The following is a 20,668-nucleotide window of genomic DNA, read 5'->3' as shown; positions in this document are numbered from 1 at the left end:
GTTCCTCCTGAAAAGGCTTCAATAGACTGTCTGGGGCAGAGCGGGAAGTGCGTCAGCCGGTAGTGAGCGGTTTGCTGAACGCATTGGTGAACACCACCTCCCCATCTGCGTTGACCGCTTCACCGAGCGTGACATCCATGAAACGGTCGGTCACATGCGCCAGCGCGAAACCGCCCTTGAAAGCGGCTTTCGGCTTGAAGATGTCCAGCCCGTGGTGCTGGTAGATCAGGGCCGTGTCGTGCTCATGGCCGTGGAAGATGCCGACTATATTGTAATCGGACAGGACCGTAAGCAGGGCTTGCTGGTCCTCCCTGCTCCACCAGTGCGATCGGCCCGCTCCCGCGTTGTCGAAGATGCGGGCGGAAGGATCCCATCGCTCCAGCGAGAACGGATCCCAGCCATAGTGCTGGAAGAGAATGACCGGTCGCCCGTCGCCGGCATAGGTGGCCAGATCGTCCTTAAGCCAGGGCAGGCCGTTGATGGCGCCCTTGGCTGTATCGCCAGCGAAGCGGTGGGTCTGGACGAGATGCAGCCCACCCCAGTCCCACGAATAGCAGTCAGAGCCCACATCGTAGTTCTTGGCCGGCACCGGCGGCTTGAAGAACACGCTTGGCCGGTGATTGATCTCGACATAATCGCGCATTTCGCGTCGATACCAATCGACATGCGGGGCCGGGCCATCCTGGTCGAGATCGTGGTTGCCAAGCCCGGCATAGACCGGAAAATGCACCCGATCCGCACCCATGCCTTGCTGATAGCGGTGGCTGAACTGCAGAAGCTGCGTGCCCTCGCTTGGCAGCGTCACCTGTCCGCCGCCGTCGTCAGTCATGTCGCCGCCGATGACGACACCGAGCGGCGTCTCGATTTTCTGGCCAGCGCCGGCAAGGCCGCTTGCCTTGCCACTCGTTTTCAGTGGCCATTTGCCGCCGGGCAGCCGGTTCAGCGCCGCGATGTGACGCAGCAGGTTGGCATCCGTCTTGCCTTCCTGCTCGCAATGGGGGCTGAGCCCGGATGCCATGCGGCAGGCATGCACGTCATTGGTGAAAATGAAGGTCGCGTCCGTCGTCGGCCGCTCCTCGGCAACTCCCCCAGTGCCGAGTATCGGCAGCAGCGCTATGCCAAGACTGCCGCGCAACACGTCGCGTCTGGTGGCGAAGTGCGGTTTTCCGGCGCTCATCCTGCGATCCCGGCTTTCCTTGGCGTTTGAAACCGTTTCAGGATGCTATGGGCAGGCGGGCTTGGCAAGTTTCCCGCCGAAGCCAGAAGGGCCACCACCGCGGCCGGTCAGTTTTTCTCGGCCTGGCGATACTGCTCGTTGGCATAGCCGAATTCGGCCATGATGCGGCCGAGCGCGACATAGACGGGATAGAGCCCGATCGACAGCGAGCGCGTGCGCAGCAGCCGCGCGACCCCGCGCAGCGGCGAGACGGCAAGCAGTGCAAGGCTTTTCAGGAGTATTTTGGTACTGGCGAATGGCGTGCCGGCGCGCTTCTTCTTTTCGACCAGCGTGGAAATGACGCCGTTGCGCAAGGCGCGCGCGCGTATCCAGTCGGCTTCCACGCGCCGTTCGGGCACGGTTTCGTAAACCGGAGCTTCCGCGCACCAGCCAAGCGTGAAACCGCGTTGCACCGCGCGGCTGAGGAAGTCGGAATCTCCGCCACCCATGAAATTGAACCTCAGGTCGAGGAAGGGTGCTCCCATTGCCGCCAGCACATGGCGGCCGATCAGCAGATTACCGGAGGAATAAAGCGCCTTCACCCGGCCGCTTTCCGTATAGGGAGGTGAAAAGACCGGATGCGTTGCCCATTTCGCATGTTCGGGCCTTGCAAACACCGGCACCTGCGGCCCGCCGACGATATCGGCTTCCAGCGTTTCGGCCGCACAGCACATCCGCTCCAGCCAGTGCGGGTCAGCTATCTCGTCGTCATCGATCACGAGAAGGTGGCGGAAGACGGGAAAATGTAAGATCGCGGTCTGCCAACCGGCATTGTAGGCGCTACAGTTGCCACGTTCATGCGCGACGATCACCATGCCGCCCAGATGGCCGGACTCAAAGACGGGCAATGCGGCGGCCGCGCCTTCACGGGCTTCGGCTTCGTTTTCCATGACAATAACCGCAAAGCGCCTTGCGGTGTGCTGCATGGCAAGCGAATCGAGCGTCGCCAGCAATTGCTGCGGCCGACGAAAGGTCGGCACGGTTATGATGACCTCAATAGCCTCAGCGGCTAGGGTCGGAGAGCGTCCGGCAATCGAAACGGAAGCCTCGGATGGCGAAAAAGTCATACTATAGCCCGCCCGTTCAACAGACCCCGCCGTAGCATGCTTGCCGATAACGATCGGTTAAAATGCGCGATCTGGATTCCCGTTATATTTCAGCTTGTTATGGGGTTGGCGCGCCGTGAAATGTGGCTACCGTCCTTTTTTGTGACCGTGGCAATCATTGGTCTCCTGTGTTCCCAGCCGGCTTGATCAATCTGGACAAAACGACTTAGTGAAACAAATGAGCGAGTGGTGGAGGAGTCCAGCATGGTCGATATGCCTCATGCTGACGAGGTGGAATCCTTCATCGCGGAGGTGACCTCGGACTCATGCGTGGAACGTTGCGCGGCGGCGACATCATTCGACGCCGAATATGTTGCCCAAACGCTTGCCACCTATTCAGGCGAACTGCGCGTCTCAATGGGGTTGCTTACGGGGGTTGAGTTACGCGACCGCCGCATCCTTGAAGTGGGGGCGGGCCTGGGTCTGGCGACTTTCCTCTTGCATCGCCTCGGCTATGATTGCACGGCGCTCGAGCCCGCCGCGACGGGCTTTGGCTTCATGCACGCTCTGTCTGCCGCAATCCGGGACCATCTTGGTCTGGATAATGTCAGGTTGCTGCCACTTGGCGCGGAGGACCTGGACCCCGACCTCCACGGAGTGTTTGACGTCATGTTCTCCGCGAATGTGCTCGAGCACATCGCCAAGCTCGAAGCGGCCATACATGGCATGTCCCGTACCCTCGCTGCGGACGGCATCATGATTCACACCTGTCCCAACTACACGGTGCCATTTGAACCACACTACGGTGTAGCCCTGTTTCCATCTCGTCCGGCCATGACGCCATGGACCCGTCGTTTCCATACGGAAGAGTTGTGGCAAAGTTTCAACTTCATCACTGCTCGTCAGGTGGAGCGGTTGAGCAAGCAAGCGCAATTGCAGGTGCGTTTTGAGCCCGGAATGATGGCCAGGGCATTCGAGCGTCTTCTAAGCGATCCGGTTTTTGCGGAGAGGCAGGGCGCAACCATGGTCTGGCTGGCCCGCGCGCTAAAGTGGAGCGGAGGGCTGTTCGTTCTGCGCAATTGGCCAGCCTCGCTCGCCACGCCGATGCAATTCCGGGCCACCAGGCCAACATCAGCGCGTAGCACGCGGATGCGGTAGCATACGGCCGCGCGTCCGGAAACAAGCCCTTGATTTTACGATCCGTTAAACACCTTTAACGGTCCGCAACGTCAGGTGGAGAAGTGGGCCAGACGCGGCGATTTGCTTAATCAAAGCTTCACCACGGCGCTGCTAACAGATAGCTACATAAGGGCTGCGATGCATTTTCTGTTTGCAACATCGATCGTGCCGGATGGCGCGTTGGGGTCGGGTTACGAGATTGCGAATGCCGCAATCATCGACGCCCTGCGTCGTGCCGGCATAAGGGTCACGGTGCTTGGCTTTGCCTGGCCCGGACGCGCGCCCTCCGATCCCGAGAACACGATCCTGCTGGGCGAAGTCGATGTGCGCACCGAGGGCGCGCCCATGCATCGCAAGCTCGGCTGGCTTTTGCGGGCCATGCGCTCTGGTCAGACATTTTCGTCTGTCAAGCTGCGCACGATACGCTGCGAAACCGTGCGACGCGCGATTGAGAAAGCGGGGCCTTTCGATGCCTACGTGCTGAATTCCGTGCAGTTCGCCGGCGCTTTCGAAGGTGTGTTCGAAGACAGGCCCACGATCTTCGTTGCCCACAATGTCGAGCACCGCTCGGCGCAGGAAAACGCCTTAGCCTCTGGCAGCGCGTTCCAGCGTTTCCTTTATCGCAGGGAGGCGAGGCTTCTGGAAAAGCTGGAAGCGCGACTTTGCAGCAAGGCCAGGTTCGTTTTCACGCTTGCCGAAGAGGACCGCGCTGCCCTCGGTGTCGGGTCGGACAAGCGCTCCGCCGCGCTGCCTCTGGTCACGCGTGCCGGGCCGCCACCGGTGCTGGGCCAACGCGCCGTCGAATATGATGCCGCCTTGATCGGCACCTGGACATGGCAACCCAACCGCATCGGTCTCGACTGGTTCCTCAACGAGGTCACGCCGTTCCTGCCGCAGGACTTCTCGATCAGGATTGCCGGGCACATTCCCGCTGGCATGAGCGCGCGCCATCCCGGCGTGAAATTCGTCGGCCGCGTGCCGGATGCCGAAGCTTTCGTGCGCGGAGCGGCGGTCATTCCGCTTATCAGCCGGGCCGGGACGGGCGTGCAGCTCAAGACCATCGAAACCTTCGAACTGGGGTTGCCATCGGTCGCCACCAGCAGCGCGCTGCGTGGTATCGACCACCGGCCGGAAAACTGCACTGTGGCGGACGATCCGGCAGCTTTCGCGGCGGCATTGCAACTGGCCGTGGCCGGCGCGTTGCAGGATGTGGATGGCTCCGCCTTCTACTGGCGCCAGCGGTCGGTGCTGGACGAACGTATCGGCAAGGGGATTGCCGTGCTGGATGCCGCACGGAGGGAGGTGGCTGCATGAACCTTCATGCCACGCGCACCGCTTTCGGGATTGGCTCCTGGAAGGACATTCTCGGCATTTCCGTGGCCAGCGTGGCCCGCGATGATGCAATCCGCCTGTTGCAGCGCATGCTCACCGAGCGCGAATTCACCCGGATCACCTTCCTTAATGCGCACAACGCCAATATCGCCTGCGCGGAGGCCGAGTTCGCGGCCGCTCTGAACGATTTCCTGGTCCTGCCCGACGGTATCGGCGTCGACCTCGCCGCCCGGCTCCTCTACGGTGAGCCGTTTCCGGACAATCTCAACGGAACCGATTTCGTGCCGGCATTTCTGCAGGCTTCGCAGGAGCCGCTTACGGTCGGGCTCATCGGTACCACGCGCCACAATGCCGAGGCGGCGGCGCAAGAGCTTGCGGCTCTCGCCGGCCAGCACCAGTTCGTCGTCGTGCATGATGGCTTCTTCTCGGACGAGGAACAACCGGAAATATTGGAGCGCCTGCGCGAACTGCGGCCGGATATTCTGCTGGTGGCGATGGGCGTGCCGCGCCAGGAACTGTGGATCGACCGGAACCTGACGGCCGAGCACTGCACGCTGCCGATTGCGGTCGGCGCCCTGCTCGATTTTCTCAGCGGGGCGGTGCCGCGCGCGCCGCTGTGGATGCGCCGGCTAAGACTCGAATGGGTGTTCAGGCTGCTTCTCGAACCGGGCCGTCTGTGGCGGCGCTACATCGTCGGGAACCCGCTGTTTCTGCTCCGCATCGTGCGCCAGAAGCGTTCTGGAAGGGTGTGATGGACGACCGCGCGGCTCTTTCGCAAGATATGTCTTCCAAGGTTCGCCTCAGCACGGCCATCGTCACGGCAAGCTACGCGCCGGACTTCGAGCGCTGCCGACTCCTGTGTGAGACACTGGACCGCTATGTCACCGGCGCCGACCATCACTATATCCTCGTGGAAGGGCGTGATGTCGCTCTCTTTCGCCAGCTTGAGGGTCCCGGTCGCACCGTGGTCGACGAACGCGATCTGCTTCCGCGCTGGCTCCATGTGATCGATGATCCGCTGAGCCTGTTTCGCCGACGCATATGGTTGAGCTGGCGCACCAAGCCGTTGCGCGGCTGGCATGTTCAGCAGTTGCGGCGTATCGCCATCGCCGCGCATGTGCCGCACGAGGTTCTCGTCTATATCGACTCTGACGTTGCTTTCCTGAAGCCATTCGATTGCCGGCGCTTTCAGCGCAACGGCCATGTCAGGCTCTTTCGTCGCAGCGATGCGATGGGCGGATGGCTGCCCGGCAACCAGAAAGTCTGGTCGCAGAATGCAGCGGAAGCGCTCGGCATTTCCGCCCCGGTCATTTCACCGTACGATTACATCGCGACGCTCATTGCCTGGCGTAGCGCCAGCGCAAGGGATATGTGCGCGCGTATCGAGGATACGCACGGCAGGGGCTGGATCGAAGTGTTGGGCACGACGCGGAAATTTTCCGAGTGCATGCTCTATGGCCGCTTTGTCGATGAGGTGCTGGACGGAGACGGGCATTTTCACGGGGCGGAGGAGTTCTGCCGTGTCCACTGGCTTGGGCATGCGATGTCCGACGAGGAATTTCATGACTTTGTCGCCACCATGGCGCCCGAACAGGTGGCGATCGGCATGCAATCCTTCATTGGCACGGATCTTGGACGTATTCGCAGGCTGGTGGAAGCGTAGTCGCTTCGCCTTCCGGACACTGGTTTCAGTAGGTGGTGCGGCGCTCTTCCGAAGGCGGCCGGCCGAAATGCAGCCGATAGCTCTGCGCGAAGTAGGAATGCGAGGTAAAGCCGGTGGCAATCGCCACATCGAGGATCGGCATATTGGTCTGACGCAGCAACTCCCGCGCGCGTTCGAGCCGCAGCCGCATATAGTAGCGGCCGGGCGTCATGCCCAGATGGCGCAGGAAAAGCCGCTCCACCTGACGCACTGAAAGCCCCGCCATTCTGGCGAGCTGAAGGGCCGAATAGGGTTCGTCGAGATTGTCGGCCATCAGTTCCGCGATCTTGCGCAGCTTCTCCGACTTCCCGGTCAGGTCGCGTTCGGGTCCGACGCGTTGGCGGTCGCCGGCCGAGCGGATGCGTTCGTGCTGGAACTGGTTGGCGACGCTGTTGGTCAGGTTGGCGCCGAAATCCCCGCGCACGATCTCCAGCATCAGATCGATGGAAGTGGTGCCGCCGGCGCAGGTGTAGCGCTTGCCGTCGATCTCGAAGACATTGCCGGTGCACTCGATGTCGGGAAAGCGCTCCATGAAGCCGGCGCGGTTTTCCCAATGGATGGTGCAGCGATAGCCGTCGAGCTGGCCCGCTTCGGCCAGCAGATGGGCGCCGACCGAAAGGCCGCCCAGTGCCTGTCCGCGCCGGCCCCAGCTTCTGAGTGCCGCGAGCACTTTCGATTTGCCTGGGAATTCGAGGTTGAGCGCGACGCAGACGAAAAGGATGTCGACCGCCGGAAGATCGGCGACCGCGTAATCGACCTTCAGCGGCAGGCCGTTTGAGGCGGTGACCGCATCGCCGTCAGGCGATACGGTGATCCAGCTATAGAAATCGTGGCCCAACAGACGATTGGCCGAGCGGCAGACATCTATCGCCGCCGCCAGCGAAAACATCGGGAATTTGTCGACCAGCAGGAAGGCGAACCGACGCTCGCCGCCCACGTCGTTGGGCATGAGCGCTGAAGATGTCTGGATTGCCTGCTGCAAGGGCGGCATATGCGCCTTTCTATCAGAAGGCTGGCGGCTCCACGCCTGCAGCGCGGCTTGCCGAAACCAGCGTGTTGGCCATCAGCATGGCGATGGTCATGGGACCGACACCGCCCGGTACCGGCGTGATGGCGCCGGCTGCCTCGGAGGCTCCGGCAAACTCCACATCGCCGACCAGCCGTGTCTTGCCTTCGCCATTCTCCGGCGCGGGTATGCGGTTGATGCCGACATCGATGACGGTGGCGCCGGGCTTGACCCAGTCGCCCTTGATCATTTCCGGCCGTCCCACGGCCGCGACGAGAATATCGGCGGTGCGGGCAAGAGCCGGCAGGTCGCGGGTGCGGCTGTGCGCGACGGTGACGGTGCAGTTCGCGGCCAGAAGCAGATTGGCCATCGGCTTGCCGACGATGTTGGAGCGGCCGATTACCACGGCGTTGAGCCCGGAAAGATCCTTGCCGCGCACGCGCTCGATCAACAGCATAGAGCCCGCCGGCGTGCAGGGCACGAAAGCGCTGTCCATCTCACCGGTGCCGAGCTTGCCGACATTGACGAAGCTGAAGCCGTCCACGTCCTTCTCAGGCGCGATGGCCTGGATAACCTTGCCGGAATCGATATGGTCGGGCAGTGGAAGCTGCACCAGAATGCCGTGGATCGTGTCATCGGCATTCAGGTCTGCAATCAGCTTGAGCAGGTCGGCTTCACCGGTTTCGGCAGGCAGCGTGTGCTGAACCGAGAGGAAGCCGCACTCCTTGGCCTTCTTGCCCTTGGAGGAAACATAAACCTGGCTTGCCGGGTCTTCGCCGACGATGACCACCGCGAGGCCGGGCTGCACGCCGTGACTGGCCACCAGATCGGCGGTGGCGCGCCTAACCGTCTCGACGACGCTTTCGGCAACGATCTTCCCATCGATAATATCGGTCATATGTCCTCCTGCATGCGTATTGCAGGAAGGCATAGTCACGAAAAAAACGCCATGCAATCCCGTCTTTACGCCGTTACATGCCGCTAACTCGAAATCGGCTCGCTTTCCGGCTCAGAAATAGCGGCGGCGCGTGCGCGATTGGGCCAGTTCCTCCACGGCGTGGCGGAAGTCGCGCAGGCTGGCACGAATCTCTTCGATCGATGTCTCAGCATTGGCGAGACGGTCGGTATCACTAGCTGCCTGTGTCGTCGCGTCAGCTTCGGGCGTGGCGAGCGGTCTTTGCAGCGAATCGGCAGTTTGCTGGTTGTCCGGGTCGCCAGCCGCGCGATCCGTGGCCGGCACCGGCACGGTGTCGGACGGGGTGACGCGCGCAGGTGTCCTGCGGGCGCGGCGCGGGCGCCGGCGTTCATCGGCCGTGTCCCGCAGACTGTCATAGGCCCCACGCAGACCACCGATGCCGATGCCGGCGAGCAAGCCAAGCAAGGTCCCGGCGAGCGTGATGGTGGAGCGTGATGGCGGCTGTGCGTGCAATGGCGGATATGCCCGCGAGATGACGCTCATATTCGCCGTGTTAATGTCCCTCTGCTCGCCGGTTTCACGGGAACGCAGCAAGAAGGCTTCGTAGACGGCACGCCTGGCCGCCGCCTCGCGCTCCAGTTCGCGCAACGCGACCATGTCGCGGCTGACATCGCCCTGACGAACTTTCAGTTGGGCCAGTCGTGATGACAGCTCCTGTTCGAGCTGGATCGAACGCTTCAGCTCCGTCTGAACGGAGGCGATGATGCGGCGCAACTCTCCCTCGATCTGGGCGCGCGCGCCCGAAAGCTGGGCTTCGATGGCCTGGCGCTTCGGATGGCGCGGGCCGAGCTGCACCGCCAGCCTGTCCTCTTCGCTCTTCAGCGCGGCATATTGCGAGCGCAGCTCGGTCATGGTCGATGAAGAAAGCGCCTCCGGCGGCACGCCATCGACAACGGAGCCGACATTCGTTCCCTTGACGGAATCCGCCTTGGCAGCAAGCTCCAGCCTGCGGGCGCGAGCAACAGAGAGCTGCTCGTTCAGCTTCACCAACTCGTCATCGGTGATGAGCCGGCCTTGCGGGTCGATGATGTCATGCTCGGCCTTGAAGGTTTCGACCTTGCGTTCGGCCGTTTCCACGCTTTTACGCAACTCGTCGAGGCGGGCCGTGAGTTCTTCGGTGGCGCGCCCGGCTGTGTCGGATTGCAACTCGCCATAGGTCTGCAGGAACACGTCGGCCATGGTATTGGCAATGAGCGCTGATTTCTCCGGATCATGCGTCTCGGCCCGGATGGAGACGACGAATGTCTTGCCGCCGCGTTCCACCGACAGGGTTTCGGCGAGGTGGTCGATAGCCAGCGCACGCCTTCTGCCGGGGTCGTCGGCATCGGAACCGCCGCGCGAGAGCAGGGAGCGCAGATTTGGCAGCATGCCGCCGGCCTTGCCGGTACCGTTGAATTCGGGGTCCTCGTCGAGCTTCAGCGCCTCGACCACCTTGTTGAGCACGGTGCCGGAGGTGATCACACGCACCTGGTTTTCCACGATAGCAAGCGTTGCCTCGTTGGAAAAACCGCCCTGGGTGAGATCACGGTCGACCAGCTTGAGGTCGCGCGGATCGATGAGCAGTTCGGTCGCGGCTTCATATTTCTTCGGCGTCGACAGCGCCATGCCGACACCGAGCGCCGCTCCAAGGATCGTGCAGGCCGCGATCAGCGCCTTGGAGCGCCCGATGCCGCCGACGACCTTCAGAGGATCGATCAGCGGCTTCCACTGGGCATTATCTTCCGGCTCGTCGACGAAATCGTCTTCGATCACGCTTTCGACAGGCTCTTGCGGGGCCGTGGCACCGTGCGAAGGCGGCTCGTTGCGAGGTTCGCGCCGCCAACCAGACAGCTTTTCGCGCATGTCGCCGACTTTCGCCACGGTCCAACCCGAGACGCTGCCAAGAAAGCTCTGGCGCGCAGGGTCGAGGATTGTTTCCGGCGCCTGCCGGGCATCCGCCGGAGGTATTGCCTGCGTCTCGCGCCGCGCGCGAGCAGCCTGGTGGCGGGCCAGCGCATCCTCCCGCGCACGATCGTCGGTTTGCGCCATGGAAAGCAGCGGACCGGCCTTGGCATCCTTGTCGGTGCCGGCGTCTTCATGTGCGTAGGCGAGAAGCGAGCGCTTCCGGTCACGGTTTTCGGCGTTAGACATCGGGGACAGGCTTCCCGCACAGGTTCAGGGTACAATCCGACGGATCGTTAAGCCAAGCTAAAGCCTCATGGGAAACAAAGCGTTAACATCATATGCAACCGCGCGTGCAGGACCGGTGTTCGCTGCAATTTCGTGGTTTCCGGAACGGCGCATTAAACATTGCCTGTCAGTATTGCCCCGACATCATGACCCCGACGAATGAAATGCAATCTACGCGGCGCATCGGCCGCATCGGCGCGCTCCTTTCGCAGCAACGCGGGCTGCTGCGCGACTATTTCTCGGCCGTAAGCGGGGCGGGGGGACGGCTCGTCTTCTCCCTGATCTATTTCGTTGCGCTCGCCAATACCTTGTCACTGGCTGACTTTGGCCGCTTTGCCACGGCTTCCGCGGCCGGCGTGATGCTGTCGCGGCTGCTTTCCTTCGGCTTCATCTCGGCGCTCTACCGCACCGCCACGATCCGCCCCAACCTGATCGGCACATATACCGCGGGTTTTCTGCTGCTGGGCGTCATGTCGCTGCCGGTGCTCGCCCTCGCATCGGGTGTCGTCTACCTGCTGTTTTTCAAGGGCGAAATGGCGCTTGCGATCTTCGCGGCCGTGGTTTTTGCCGAAGCGCTGCTGTGGCGTCCGGTCGAGGTGGTGATCATCGTCAACAACGGGCGTGGCCGTTTCGGGCGGGCCTCCGTGATGTCGATCATGGGCACACTGCTTCGCGCGCTGTTCGCGGCGGTGTTCCTCTTCTGGCCGAGCCGCACCCTTGCCGACTGGTCATTCTTCTACATCGCGGCCAATGCTGTTTCACTGCTGATTGCCGGTATCTGGTTCTATCCGCGCCAGCGCCTCCGGTTGCGCATGCCGCTCTATATGCGGCGGCTTACGGATTCCGTCTATGTCGCCGGTTCGGAAGTCCTGTTCTATCTTCAGATGGAGTTCGACAAGCTGCTGGTGCTGTCAATCGGCGGCCCCCATCTCGCCGGCCTCTATGCCATCATCATGCGGCTGGTGGATCTCACGGCCATTCCGATCCGCACATTCTCGATGATGCTGGTGCAGCGCATGATGCGCGCCCCGGAGATGTTGAAGCGGCTGCGAGTGCGCGTCGGCATCGAGCTTGGGGTGTTCGTCGTTTCGACGCTGGCGCTGCTGGTGCTCGCAGTCATCCTGCATTTCTTCCCCAACGCGCTGGGCAGGAATGTCGGTGAGGCCGCGCCACTCGTTCTGCTGGCGGTCTTTGTTCCGGGTCTGCGCAATCTCGTCGAATATCAGGCCGAACTGCTGTTCGCGCGTGGCCAGACATTGCTGCGCGCGATCAATCTTGCACTGCTTGCCGGCCTGAAGGCGCTGCTTTTGACCTATGTGCTGACGCGCGGGCTGGAAACCTCGCAACTCATCTGGGTGCTGAACGGAGTGTTTGCGCTGCTGTGGCTCGTTTCGGCGGCGCTCACCTATCCGGCGTTGCGCCGCCCGGCCAGGGCGATCTGATCCTACGCGCCGAGCCCGAATGCTCGAGCGCCTTCGTCGGCGCGACCGGCCATCTGGCGGAAACCGGCAAACAGTTCGCGTCCGAACCCGTACTCGTTTTCGGTAAGGTCGATCAAGGGCACCTTGCGCGCCTTCAATTCGGCTTCGGGAACAAACACTTCGAGCGTTCCCTTTTCCGCATCCAGGCGGATCATGTCGCCGTCGCAGATCTTTCCGATGACGCCGCCTTCCAGCGCCTCGGGCGTGACGTGGATCGCGGCCGGCACCTTGCCGGATGCGCCAGACATGCGCCCATCGGTGACCAGCGCGACCTTGTGGCCGCGATCCTGCAATATGCCGAGAATGGTGGTGAGCTTGTGTAGTTCCGGCATGCCGTTGGCGCGCGGGCCCTGGAAGCGGATGACCGCAACGAAGTCGCGGTCAAGTTCGCCGGCCTTGAAGGCGTCGTTCAGCGCCTGCTGGCTGTCGAGCACAACCGCCGGCGCCTCGATGAAGCGGCGCTCCGGCTTCACCGCCGAAGTCTTGATGACTGCATGGCCGACATTGCCGGATAGCACCTTCAACCCGCCATTGGGCTGGAAGGCCCTGGCAAAGGGTGCCAGCACCTTCTCGTCGCCGCTCTGTTCCGGCGCAGCCTCGCGCTGGACAGCGCCGTCCGCGCCGAGCTTTGCCTCGACCGCATAGGGGCGCAATCCCTCGCCCCAGACGGTCTGCACGTCCCCGTGCAGCAGGCCGGCGTCCAGCAGCTCACGAATGAGGAAACCGAGACCGCCCGCGGCGTGGAAATGGTTCACGTCGGCGAGGCCGTTCGGATAGACGCGCGCCAGAAGCGGCGTGATGTCGGAAAGTTCGGAAATGTCCTGCCACGTCAGGCGGATGCCGGCGGCGGCGGCCATGGCGATGAGGTGGATGGTGTGGTTGGTAGAGCCGCCCGTGGCATGCAGCCCCACCACGCCGTTGACGATGGAGCGTTCGTCTATCATGCGGCCGACCGGCGTATAGGCATTGCCGAGCGCGGTGATCGCCAGCGCGCGCTTGGCTGCTTCCTTCGTCAGCGCATCGCGCAGCGGCGTGCCCGGATTGACGAAGGAGGCACCGGGCGTGTGCAGGCCCATGATCTCCATCAGCATCTGGTTGGAGTTGGCGGTGCCGTAGAAGGTGCAGGTGCCGGGTCCGTGGTAGGATTTCGATTCCGCCTCCAGCAGCTCGGCGCGGCCGACCTTGCCCTCGGCAAAGAGCTGGCGGACTTTCGCCTTCTCGTCATTGGGCAGGCCCGAGGTCATCGGCCCGGCTGGAATGAACACGGCCGGCAGGTGGCCGAAGGAGAGGGCGGCAATCACCAGCCCCGGCACGATCTTGTCGCAGACACCGAGGAACACCGCCGCATCGAACATATTGTGGCTGAGGCCCACCGCCGCCGCCATGGCGATGACGTCGCGCGAAAACAACGACAGTTCCATGCCGGGTTGGCCCTGGGTGACACCATCGCACATGGCCGGGACACCGCCGGCGACCTGCGCGATGCCGCCCGCTTCGCGCGCCGCCTGCTTGATGAGTTGCGGGAAGGTCTCGAAGGGCTGATGCGCCGAGAGCATGTCGTTGTAGGAGGTGATGATACCGAGATTGGGCACCGTGTCGCCGGCAAGCTCGGTCTTCTCGAGTGGGGCACAGGCGGCAAATCCGTGGGCGAGGTTGCCGCAGGACAGCACCGAGCGATGTACGCCGCGCCCCGCCGCCTGTTCGATGCGCTCGAGGTAAAGCTCGCGGGAGGCGCGCGATCGCTCGCGGATGCGCTCGGTGATGGCTTCGATGTCGCTTCTGGCTGTCATGGCGGTGGTCCTTTGAGGCTTGGTCCCGAAACCGCTGGGAGGGCCGGTTCGCGGGACCGGAATAATTACGGTGCCCAGAAAACCTGCACGGGCACGCTGGCATGGTCGAAGACGGCGCGCACCGGCAGGTCTGGCTTGCCGTCGAGTGCGGCGTTGAGCACACGCCGCTTTTCGGCGCCTTCGATGTGGAGCGCGATGAAGCCCGCCTGAGCGATGCACGGCAAGGTCAGCGTCAGCCTCGGTTCGATGCCGCTCGGCGCGTGGACGGGCAGTACATTGGCGTTCGCATGCGGATCGAGCAACGCTGTCAGATCGTCCGCGTCTGGAAAAAACGAGGCGGTGTGGCCGTCCGCACCCATGCCGAGCACCACGGCGTCGAGTGGCAATGCCTGTCGGCCGATTGCCCCGTCGGCGCGTCGGGCTGCGCTCTCCACATCTGGAGAAGGCGAATAAAGCCCGATGAAATTGGCCGCAGCCGCTTCGTTCTGCAGGAGGTTCGCGGCAACCAGCCCGGCATTGGATCGGGGAGAATCCGGCGCCACGAAACGCTCGTCCACCAGCGTGACCGTGACCTTGGCCCAGTCGATCTTCTCACGCGACAACGTGCGGAAGAACAGGCCGGGCGTGGTGCCGCCGGAAACCGCGAGCGTCGCCTTGCCGCGCGCGGCGACGGCATCGCCCAACACGCCGGCGACGATTGCCGAAAAGCCGGCTGCCAGCGCCTCCGACGAAGCGAATTCATGCCAGTTGCAAGCGACCGCGTTCATGTCGGCTCAGCTTTCATGCCAGGTCCGGCCATCGCGCTCGATCAGCGCGATCGAGGAAGATGGTCCCCAGGTGCCGGCGGTGTAGCCCTGCACTTCCTGATGGCTGTCTTCCCAGGCACCCAGGATCGGATCGATCCATTGCCACGCGGCCTCGACCTCGTCGCGGCGCATGAACAGCGACTGGTTGCCTCGGATCATATCCATGATAAGCCGCTCATAGGCGTCCGGGTTGCGCCCCTGGAAACTCTCGGCAAAGCTCATGTCGAGCGAGACATGACGCAGGCGCATTCCGCCCGGTCCCGGATCCTTGATCATGATCCATTGCTTGACGCCCTCGTCCGGCTGCAGCCGGATCACGAGTTGGTTGGCGGCGATGTTGCCGGCGCTGTCCTCGAAGATCGAGTGCGGGATCGGCTTGAACTCGATGACGATCTCCGACACCCGCGTTGCCATGCGTTTTCCGGTGCGCAGATAGAAAGGCACGCCAGCCCAGCGCCAGTTGGCGATCTCGGCCTTGATGGCCACGAAGGTTTCGGTGTTGCTTTCCTTGCTGCCGAGTTCCTCGAGATAACCCTTGACCGGACCGTTGGACGAGGCGCCGGCGCGATATTGGCCGCGCACCGTGGTCTTGGCAGCGTCCTTGCCGTTGATGCGCGTCAACGAGCGCAGCACCTTGAGCTTCTCGTCGCGTAGCGCATCCGCTTCCATGGAAGACGGCGCCTCCATGGCGACGAGACACAGAAGCTGCAGCATGTGGTTCTGTACCATGTCGCGCAGCGCGCCAGCCTTGTCGTAATAGGTGATGCGGTCTTCGAGCCCGACGGTCTCGGCGACCGTGATCTGGACATGGTCGATATGCGCCGAGTTCCACAGCGGCTCGTAGAGCGCGTTGGCGAAGCGCAGTGCCATCAGGTTCTGCACCGTTTCCTTGCCGAGATAGTGGTCGATGCGGAAGATCTGCTGCTCGGAAAAAACCTTTGCGACATGGTCGTTCAGCTCTTTTGCCGTGGTGAGATCGCGACCGATCGGCTTTTCCATCACGATGCGCGAGGTGGGCGTCACCAGCCCCACCTCCTTGAGGTGCTTTGAAATGTCGCCGAACAGGGCCGGCGCCACAGCCAGATAAAAGGCGCGGATGGTCTTGCTGTCGCCGATATGCTTCTTCAGCGTGTCGAACCCTTCGCCCGACACGGCGTTGACCACGACATAGCTCAACCTTTCCAGAAAAGTCTTGAGCTGGTCCTTGTCGATCTCATTCTTGTCGACATGCTCGGAAATCGCCTGCTCGGCGAACTTCCTGTACTCGGCATCGGACATCTTCGCGCGCGAAGCGCCGACGATGCGCGTCGGCTCCTGAAATTGTCCGGCACATTGCCGCCGATAGAGGGCGGGCAGAAGCTTGCGCTCGGCAAGGTCGCCGGTGCCGCCGAATACGATGAGATCAAAAGGATCGACAGGAATGGTCGTACTGGTCATGCTGATTTCCCGCTCAGGCATCGTTTCGTGTCGTGTTTAATCTAATCGATTTAAAATATCCAGAGCCAGACTGTCACAGCTCTGATCTTGACAGTGGTCCAACGCGGGTCTTTGTGCTCGCGCAATAGTGGACAAACGGGTTCGCCTAGGCAGCATAGTGCGGAAGAGCCCTGAATCCAGAGGAGATTGGCCGTGGGTACGCATCTTTCCAGAACCGTTGCGGAAGGCCGCGCCTTCATGCAGATCGTCGAGGGCAAGGCGGTGGACGCCCTGTCGGGCGAACGCATCGAGGTGTCATGCCCCTCGGATGGCAAGGTTTTCGCTTCCATTCCCGCCGCCGGGCAGGCGGATGTGGATCGTGCGGTGAAATCGGCCCGGAAGGCTTTCGAGGAAGGCCCATGGAGCCGGATGCCGGCGGTGGAACGCGGACGGTGCCTCACGCGCCTCTTCCAGCTCGTCGAGAAAAATGGCGACGAGCTTGCCGCGCTGGAATCGCGTGATACGGGCAAGCCGATCCGGCAAGGCAAGGCCGACGTCATCGGTGCCATGCGCTATTACGAATTCTATGGCGGCGCCTGCGACAAGATCCACGGCGACACCATCCCCTTCCTTGACGGCTACACGGCGCTGACGTTGCGCGAGCCGCATGGCGTCGTTGCCGGCATCATTCCGTGGAACTATCCGCTGCAGATTCTGGCCCGGGTGGTGGGGGCCGCACTCGCCATGGGCAACACGCTTGTGGTCAAGCCGGCCGAAGATGCTTCGCTGACCACAATCCGCATTGCGGAACTGGCGTTGGAGGCCGGCATTCCGGCCGGCGTGTTCAACGTCGTCACCGGCTATGGCCGCGATGCCGGGGCAGCCCTTTCAGCGCATTCGTTGGTCGATTACGTCACCTTTACCGGTTCGCCGCTCACCGGCACCGCCATCCAGCAGGCGGCGGCGATCAACAATCGCGGCGTCACGATGGAGCTTGGCGGCAAGTCGCCCCAGATCGTTTTTGCCGACGCCGATATCGATGCAGCGCTGCCGGTTCTGGTCAGCGCCATTATCCAGAATGGCGGCCAGACCTGCTCGGCCGGAAGCCGCGTGCTGATCGAAAAGCCGATCTATGACCGTGTGGCAGCAGGACTTGCCGAGCGCTTTTCCAAACTCGTCGCTGGCCCACATGATGCCGATCTCGACCTCGGGCCGCTGATCAACCCGCGCCAGAAGGAGAGGGTGGCGGGCATGGTGTCAGCCGCCGAAGAAGCCGGCATTCCGGTGCTGGCGAAGGGTTCGATCAATGCGGATGCGCCGGCTGGCGGCTATTATCAGGAACCGGTGCTGTTCGGCTCCGTCGATCCCGCAGGGACCATTGCGCAGGAGGAAATCTTTGGCCCCGTGCTGTCGATCTTCCCGTTCGAGGGTGAGGAACAGGCGATAAAGCTCGCCAACGGCACCGAATTCGGCCTCGTTGCTGGTGTCTGGACCAGGGATGGTGGCCGCCAGCACCGCGTGGCCAAGCGCGTTCGCGCCGGTCAGGTGTTCGTCAATGGCTATGGCGCGGGCGGCGGCGTCGAACTGCCCTTCGGCGGCTTCAAGAAATCCGGCCATGGCCGTGAAAAGGGTTTCGAGGCGCTTTACGATATGTCAGCCACCAAGACCATCGTGTTCAATCACGGTTAGGTCTTTCGCGGCATAGTGCCCAAAGCCGTTGAAACAGCATCAAACGAAGGCAGAACAAGCATGGCACGTTTGGAAAACAAGGTCGCGATCGTGACCGGAGCCGGTTCCGGCTTTGGCGAAGGCATGGCCAGACGCTTCGCGGAGGAAGGCGCAAAGGTCGTGGTGGCCGATCTGAACGCCAAGGGTGCCGCGCGCGTGGCGAAGGAGATCGGCAAGGCCGCGCTCGCCGTGCAGACGGACGTTTCCCAGCGAAGCGAATTCGACGATCTGGTGAGCGCCACCATGAATACGTTCGGCCGCATCGACATCATGGTCAACAACGCCGGCTTCACTCATCGAAACGGTGACATGCTGTCGGTGGACGAGGATGTTTTCGATCTCATCACGGCCGTCAACATGAAGGCGATCTATCACGCGGCGCGCGCTGTCGTGCCGATCATGGAAGCGCAGGGTGGTGGCTCCATCATCACCACCGCCTCCACGGCGGGCCTGCGGCCGCGTCCGGGCCTGACTTGGTACAATGCCTCCAAGGGGTGGGCGATTACCGCCACCAAGTCGATGGCGGTGGAACTTGCGCCGAAAAATATCCGCGTGAATTGCCTGTGTCCGGTCGCCGGCGAAACCGGCATGCTGGCGCAGTTCATGGGCGAGGACACGCCCGAAATGCGCGCCAAATTCCGTGCCTCCATCCCGCTGGGTCGCCTCTCCACGCCGCTCGACATCGCCAATGCGGCCTTGTGGCTCGCTTCCGACGAGGCTGCCTTTATTACGGGCGTGGCGCTGGAGGTCGATGGCGGTCGCTGTATCTAAAAGAACAGTGCAAGTCACGCTGTGCTTCGCAAGAAAGTTCAATACAGATTTCAAAACGTTGTCTCGCTTCCCGCAAGCTTGTTGGGGCTTGTGGGAAGGGGCGATGCCATAGGCTGCGGCGCTCTCGTTTTCTTGCGCTCTGTGTCACATTGTTAACGGCGCGCCGCAAAGCGTTGCGGATTCCGCCACTTTTTCGCCCGGAAATTGCTCATTCTTGGTCGCGGGACGGGGCCAAGAATGAGTAAGGGACCGGCTTGTTGCATCTGGAGAGGGTGAAGACGAGCTTGGCGCTGGGCGCCGTCATTTCTGCCTGTTTTCTTGCTGGTTGCACCACGCAAGGCGCTGGCGGCTTGACGGACGGCGTCAAGACTTCGTCCATCGGCAAGATATCTTCCACAAGGACGTCTTATGCCTATTCGGCAAAAGACAAGGAATGTCTTGCACGGGCAATGTTCTTCGAATCCAATCGCTCGAGCCGTGACGGCCTCGTGGCCGTGGGCACGGTGGTGATGAACCGCCTGCGTTCGGGCGAATATGGAAACACCGTGTGCGCGGTCGTCGGGCAGAAGGGCCAGTTCGCGCCCGGAGTGCTGTCTCGCAAGATGAATTCGGCCGCGCTTCCCGATGTGACAGCCGCTGCCGATGCGGTGCTGAAGGGCGAGCGCCACCCTGCGGTCAAGAACGCCATGTTCTTCCACACCGCTGGTTTGCGCTTTCCATACAAGAATATGCACTACGTGCTGCAGGCAGGCGGCAATGCCTTCTATGAAAAGCGCAGCCGCCGCCATCGCCTGCAACGGAGCAATCAGGACATGCAGGTCGCCGAGGCAGCCGCTTCGCAGGAAAAGACCGCCGAAATACCCCAAAAGGCCGTGGCAGCCGAGCGGCCGCGCCAGCGTTCCGTGTCGAGCCGTGACATGGCTTTCGCAACGCAAATCCGTTCGGCTGCGACTGGTCGTAGCGCTGGAACGGTGGCGGTGGAGGAGCCCGCCACCGTTGCAGCAGCCGAAGAGATGACCGTCACCTTGCCGGAAAACGGCATTCCCCTGCCGCAGAAGCGCGCTTCAATCCCGAGTGCAGGGGCCGGGCTTGTTCAGCAGGCATCGGCCACGACCGCCGATCTGGTCGGTCAATCCACGCTCTCCTATGAAGCAGACCCGAAGGCGGCTGATGCGATCGGCGCTCTGATAGCCGCGCAGGCGCGCCCGATGCGGCAGTAGCGCGGGCAAGCCCCGCGACGGCAAGATGCGTGGTGGATGACCGCTTCCGAAGGCGGTTGACCTGGAGCTTCTGCGTGTGCTGCGTGCCATGCAGAGGCGGGCTCGCGCCAACGGCGTGGCGCCTTTCAGGCGTTTTCTCTTGTCATCTCCCCGACGCGATGCATGCAACTTTAGTAGCATGCCCCCACTAACGTTATCTCGCCTAAAGTGTTTCGGCTTTTCAGCCCATGTAGGGTGCGAAAGACATTTGCACTTGACATGTTCATTCTGGCTGAGAATTACTTGCGGCCCAATTCAACTAAAGATTGAACGAACAAAGGGGGCAAGTTCACTTTAGATGACCCAGTCAAGTCTCGACCCGAAACACGGCGGGGGTGTCGAGCTGGATGCTGAAGTTTCAGACAAGCCGGTAATCGATTTTTCTCGCGCGCTTGTCGTCGGCCGATCGCAGATCAATCGGGTAGTGGTGTCGAAAATCCTCGAAAACGCCGGGTTGCGACCGGTTTCGATGGACCTGGAGGCGGCATTGAAGGCTCTGGAGACACAGCTTCCCGGCACGATCGTGCTCGACGGCGGTGCCGACAACACCGACTGCGATGCATTGATGGAGCCACTGGTGCAACTGCGCCGCATGGCCGACCCCGAGACGCCGCGTGTCCTGCTGCTTTCGACCCGGATGCTGAGGAGGGAGGATGTTGCTGCCTTCCCGGCCGTGGACGCCGTCGTCATGAAGCCGATCACGCCCGAACGGCTGCAGACGGTGCTGGAGCGTCTGGGCAGATAGGATCTCGCCTCCGACTTTTCGGGGGAATCCGGCGTTCCGCGGTTCC

The 20,668-nt window shown here is 62.4% G+C and carries 17 protein-coding genes; 9 read left to right on the top strand and 8 right to left on the bottom strand.

The features are described from left to right. Positions 1-52: 52 nt before the first annotated feature. Entirely contained in the window at positions 53-1,177 is a 1,125-nt protein-coding gene (locus tag C7441_RS18395; protein WP_109614124.1) for a metallophosphoesterase, read from the bottom strand. A 107-nt stretch (positions 1,178-1,284) separates the two neighbouring features. Beyond that, entirely contained in the window at positions 1,285-2,283 is a 999-nt protein-coding gene (locus C7441_RS18390; protein WP_109614123.1) for a glycosyltransferase, read from the bottom strand. 243 nt (positions 2,284-2,526) lie between these two features. Between C7441_RS18390 and C7441_RS18385 the strand changes: the two genes are divergently transcribed. From C7441_RS18385 to C7441_RS18370, 4 genes are all read left to right on the top strand, one after another. Continuing rightward, on the top strand, positions 2,527-3,420 hold the full coding sequence (locus C7441_RS18385) for a class I SAM-dependent methyltransferase (protein WP_146201525.1): 894 nt from the start codon (positions 2,527-2,529) through the stop codon (positions 3,418-3,420). A 159-nt stretch (positions 3,421-3,579) separates the two neighbouring features. Continuing rightward, entirely contained in the window at positions 3,580-4,755 is a 1,176-nt protein-coding gene (locus C7441_RS18380) for a glycosyltransferase (RefSeq protein WP_109614121.1), read from the top strand. Beyond that, complete coding sequence (locus C7441_RS18375) at positions 4,752-5,525, top strand: WecB/TagA/CpsF family glycosyltransferase (protein WP_109614120.1); 774 nt, start codon at positions 4,752-4,754, stop codon at positions 5,523-5,525. The genes C7441_RS18380 and C7441_RS18375 overlap by 4 nt, the downstream gene beginning before the upstream one ends. Next, positions 5,525-6,436 (top strand): DUF6492 family protein, encoded by a 912-nt coding sequence (locus tag C7441_RS18370; RefSeq protein WP_109614119.1) that lies wholly within the window; start codon positions 5,525-5,527, stop codon positions 6,434-6,436. The genes C7441_RS18375 and C7441_RS18370 overlap by 1 nt, the downstream gene beginning before the upstream one ends. A gap of 25 nt (positions 6,437-6,461) precedes the next feature. Here C7441_RS18370 and C7441_RS18365 read toward each other — a convergent pair whose 3' ends face one another. From C7441_RS18365 to C7441_RS18355, 3 genes are all read right to left on the bottom strand, one after another. Then, positions 6,462-7,424, bottom strand: a complete 963-nt coding sequence (locus C7441_RS18365) for a GlxA family transcriptional regulator (RefSeq protein WP_109614118.1) — start codon at positions 7,422-7,424, stop codon at positions 6,462-6,464. Between the two features lie 55 nt (positions 7,425-7,479). Next, positions 7,480-8,379, bottom strand: coding sequence for a bifunctional methylenetetrahydrofolate dehydrogenase/methenyltetrahydrofolate cyclohydrolase (locus C7441_RS18360; protein WP_109614117.1), 900 nt, complete (start codon positions 8,377-8,379; stop codon positions 7,480-7,482). 111 nt (positions 8,380-8,490) lie between these two features. Beyond that, positions 8,491-10,587 carry a GumC family protein gene (locus C7441_RS18355; protein ID WP_109614116.1) on the bottom strand — a complete coding sequence of 699 codons (2,097 nt, stop codon included), beginning with the start codon at positions 10,585-10,587 and terminating at the stop codon, positions 8,491-8,493. A gap of 185 nt (positions 10,588-10,772) precedes the next feature. Here C7441_RS18355 and C7441_RS18350 point away from each other — a divergent pair, with 185 nt between their 5' ends. Continuing rightward, a complete protein-coding gene (locus C7441_RS18350) occupies positions 10,773-12,068 on the top strand; it encodes a lipopolysaccharide biosynthesis protein (protein WP_170125181.1) in 1,296 nt (431 codons plus the stop codon). Positions 12,069-12,070: 2 nt separating this feature from the next. Here the strand turns inward: C7441_RS18350 and edd are convergent, their stop codons facing one another. The 3 genes from edd to zwf all read right to left on the bottom strand — a co-directional run bounded on the left by edd (position 12,071) and on the right by zwf (position 16,140). After that, positions 12,071-13,897 (bottom strand): phosphogluconate dehydratase, encoded by a 1,827-nt coding sequence (edd, locus tag C7441_RS18345; protein WP_109614115.1) that lies wholly within the window; start codon positions 13,895-13,897, stop codon positions 12,071-12,073. 65 nt (positions 13,898-13,962) lie between these two features. Next, positions 13,963-14,664, bottom strand: a complete 702-nt coding sequence (pgl, locus tag C7441_RS18340) for a 6-phosphogluconolactonase (protein WP_109614114.1) — start codon at positions 14,662-14,664, stop codon at positions 13,963-13,965. Positions 14,665-14,670: 6 nt separating this feature from the next. Continuing rightward, positions 14,671-16,140 carry a glucose-6-phosphate dehydrogenase gene (gene zwf, locus C7441_RS18335; RefSeq protein WP_109614158.1) on the bottom strand — a complete coding sequence of 490 codons (1,470 nt, stop codon included), beginning with the start codon at positions 16,138-16,140 and terminating at the stop codon, positions 14,671-14,673. Positions 16,141-16,332: 192 nt separating this feature from the next. On the opposite strand from zwf, the gene C7441_RS18330 reads away from it, so the two are divergent. The 4 genes from C7441_RS18330 (at position 16,333) to C7441_RS18315 (ending at position 20,622) form a co-directional block, all read left to right on the top strand. Beyond that, positions 16,333-17,808 carry an aldehyde dehydrogenase family protein gene (locus tag C7441_RS18330; RefSeq protein WP_109614113.1) on the top strand — a complete coding sequence of 492 codons (1,476 nt, stop codon included), beginning with the start codon at positions 16,333-16,335 and terminating at the stop codon, positions 17,806-17,808. Positions 17,809-17,868: 60 nt separating this feature from the next. Further along, positions 17,869-18,618, top strand: coding sequence for an SDR family oxidoreductase (locus tag C7441_RS18325; protein ID WP_019173024.1), 750 nt, complete (start codon positions 17,869-17,871; stop codon positions 18,616-18,618). Between the two features lie 449 nt (positions 18,619-19,067). Further along, complete coding sequence (locus C7441_RS18320; protein WP_425326600.1) at positions 19,068-19,838, top strand: cell wall hydrolase; 771 nt, start codon at positions 19,068-19,070, stop codon at positions 19,836-19,838. 337 nt (positions 19,839-20,175) lie between these two features. After that, positions 20,176-20,622, top strand: coding sequence for a PleD family two-component system response regulator (locus C7441_RS18315; RefSeq protein WP_109614112.1), 447 nt, complete (start codon positions 20,176-20,178; stop codon positions 20,620-20,622). The last annotated feature ends 46 nt before the right edge of the window (positions 20,623-20,668 follow it).

Origin of the sequence: Pseudaminobacter salicylatoxidans, from assembly GCF_003148475.1 — a bacterium.
In the GTDB taxonomy this organism is placed as follows: Bacteria; Pseudomonadota; Alphaproteobacteria; order Rhizobiales; family Rhizobiaceae; genus Pseudaminobacter; species Pseudaminobacter salicylatoxidans.
Note: the sequence above shows the minus strand (reverse complement) of the source record. Positions and strands in the feature narration are given on the sequence as shown.

What these genes read in the sequence shown, in the direction of transcription:
- C7441_RS18360 (WP_109614117.1), bottom strand. Translation starts at nt 8,379, where the DNA reads ATGACCGATATTATCGATGGGAAGATCGTTGCCGAAAGCGTCGTCGAG.
- C7441_RS18375 (WP_109614120.1), top strand. Translation starts at nt 4,752, where the DNA reads ATGAACCTTCATGCCACGCGCACCGCTTTCGGGATTGGCTCCTGGAAG.
- zwf (WP_109614158.1), bottom strand. Translation starts at nt 16,140, where the DNA reads ATGACCAGTACGACCATTCCTGTCGATCCTTTTGATCTCATCGTATTC.
- C7441_RS18320 (WP_425326600.1), top strand. Translation starts at nt 19,068, where the DNA reads ATGTTCTTCGAATCCAATCGCTCGAGCCGTGACGGCCTCGTGGCCGTG.
- C7441_RS18370 (WP_109614119.1), top strand. Translation starts at nt 5,525, where the DNA reads ATGGACGACCGCGCGGCTCTTTCGCAAGATATGTCTTCCAAGGTTCGC.
- C7441_RS18350 (WP_170125181.1), top strand. Translation starts at nt 10,773, where the DNA reads ATGACCCCGACGAATGAAATGCAATCTACGCGGCGCATCGGCCGCATC.
- C7441_RS18365 (WP_109614118.1), bottom strand. Translation starts at nt 7,424, where the DNA reads ATGCCCAACGACGTGGGCGGCGAGCGTCGGTTCGCCTTCCTGCTGGTC.
- edd (WP_109614115.1), bottom strand. Translation starts at nt 13,897, where the DNA reads ATGACAGCCAGAAGCGACATCGAAGCCATCACCGAGCGCATCCGCGAG.
- C7441_RS18395 (WP_109614124.1), bottom strand. Translation starts at nt 1,177, where the DNA reads ATGAGCGCCGGAAAACCGCACTTCGCCACCAGACGCGACGTGTTGCGC.
- C7441_RS18315 (WP_109614112.1), top strand. Translation starts at nt 20,176, where the DNA reads ATGACCCAGTCAAGTCTCGACCCGAAACACGGCGGGGGTGTCGAGCTG.
- C7441_RS18355 (WP_109614116.1), bottom strand. Translation starts at nt 10,587, where the DNA reads ATGTCTAACGCCGAAAACCGTGACCGGAAGCGCTCGCTTCTCGCCTAC.
- C7441_RS18380 (WP_109614121.1), top strand. Translation starts at nt 3,580, where the DNA reads ATGCATTTTCTGTTTGCAACATCGATCGTGCCGGATGGCGCGTTGGGG.
- C7441_RS18390 (WP_109614123.1), bottom strand. Translation starts at nt 2,283, where the DNA reads ATGACTTTTTCGCCATCCGAGGCTTCCGTTTCGATTGCCGGACGCTCT.
- C7441_RS18385 (WP_146201525.1), top strand. Translation starts at nt 2,527, where the DNA reads ATGGTCGATATGCCTCATGCTGACGAGGTGGAATCCTTCATCGCGGAG.
- pgl (WP_109614114.1), bottom strand. Translation starts at nt 14,664, where the DNA reads ATGAACGCGGTCGCTTGCAACTGGCATGAATTCGCTTCGTCGGAGGCG.
- C7441_RS18325 (WP_019173024.1), top strand. Translation starts at nt 17,869, where the DNA reads ATGGCACGTTTGGAAAACAAGGTCGCGATCGTGACCGGAGCCGGTTCC.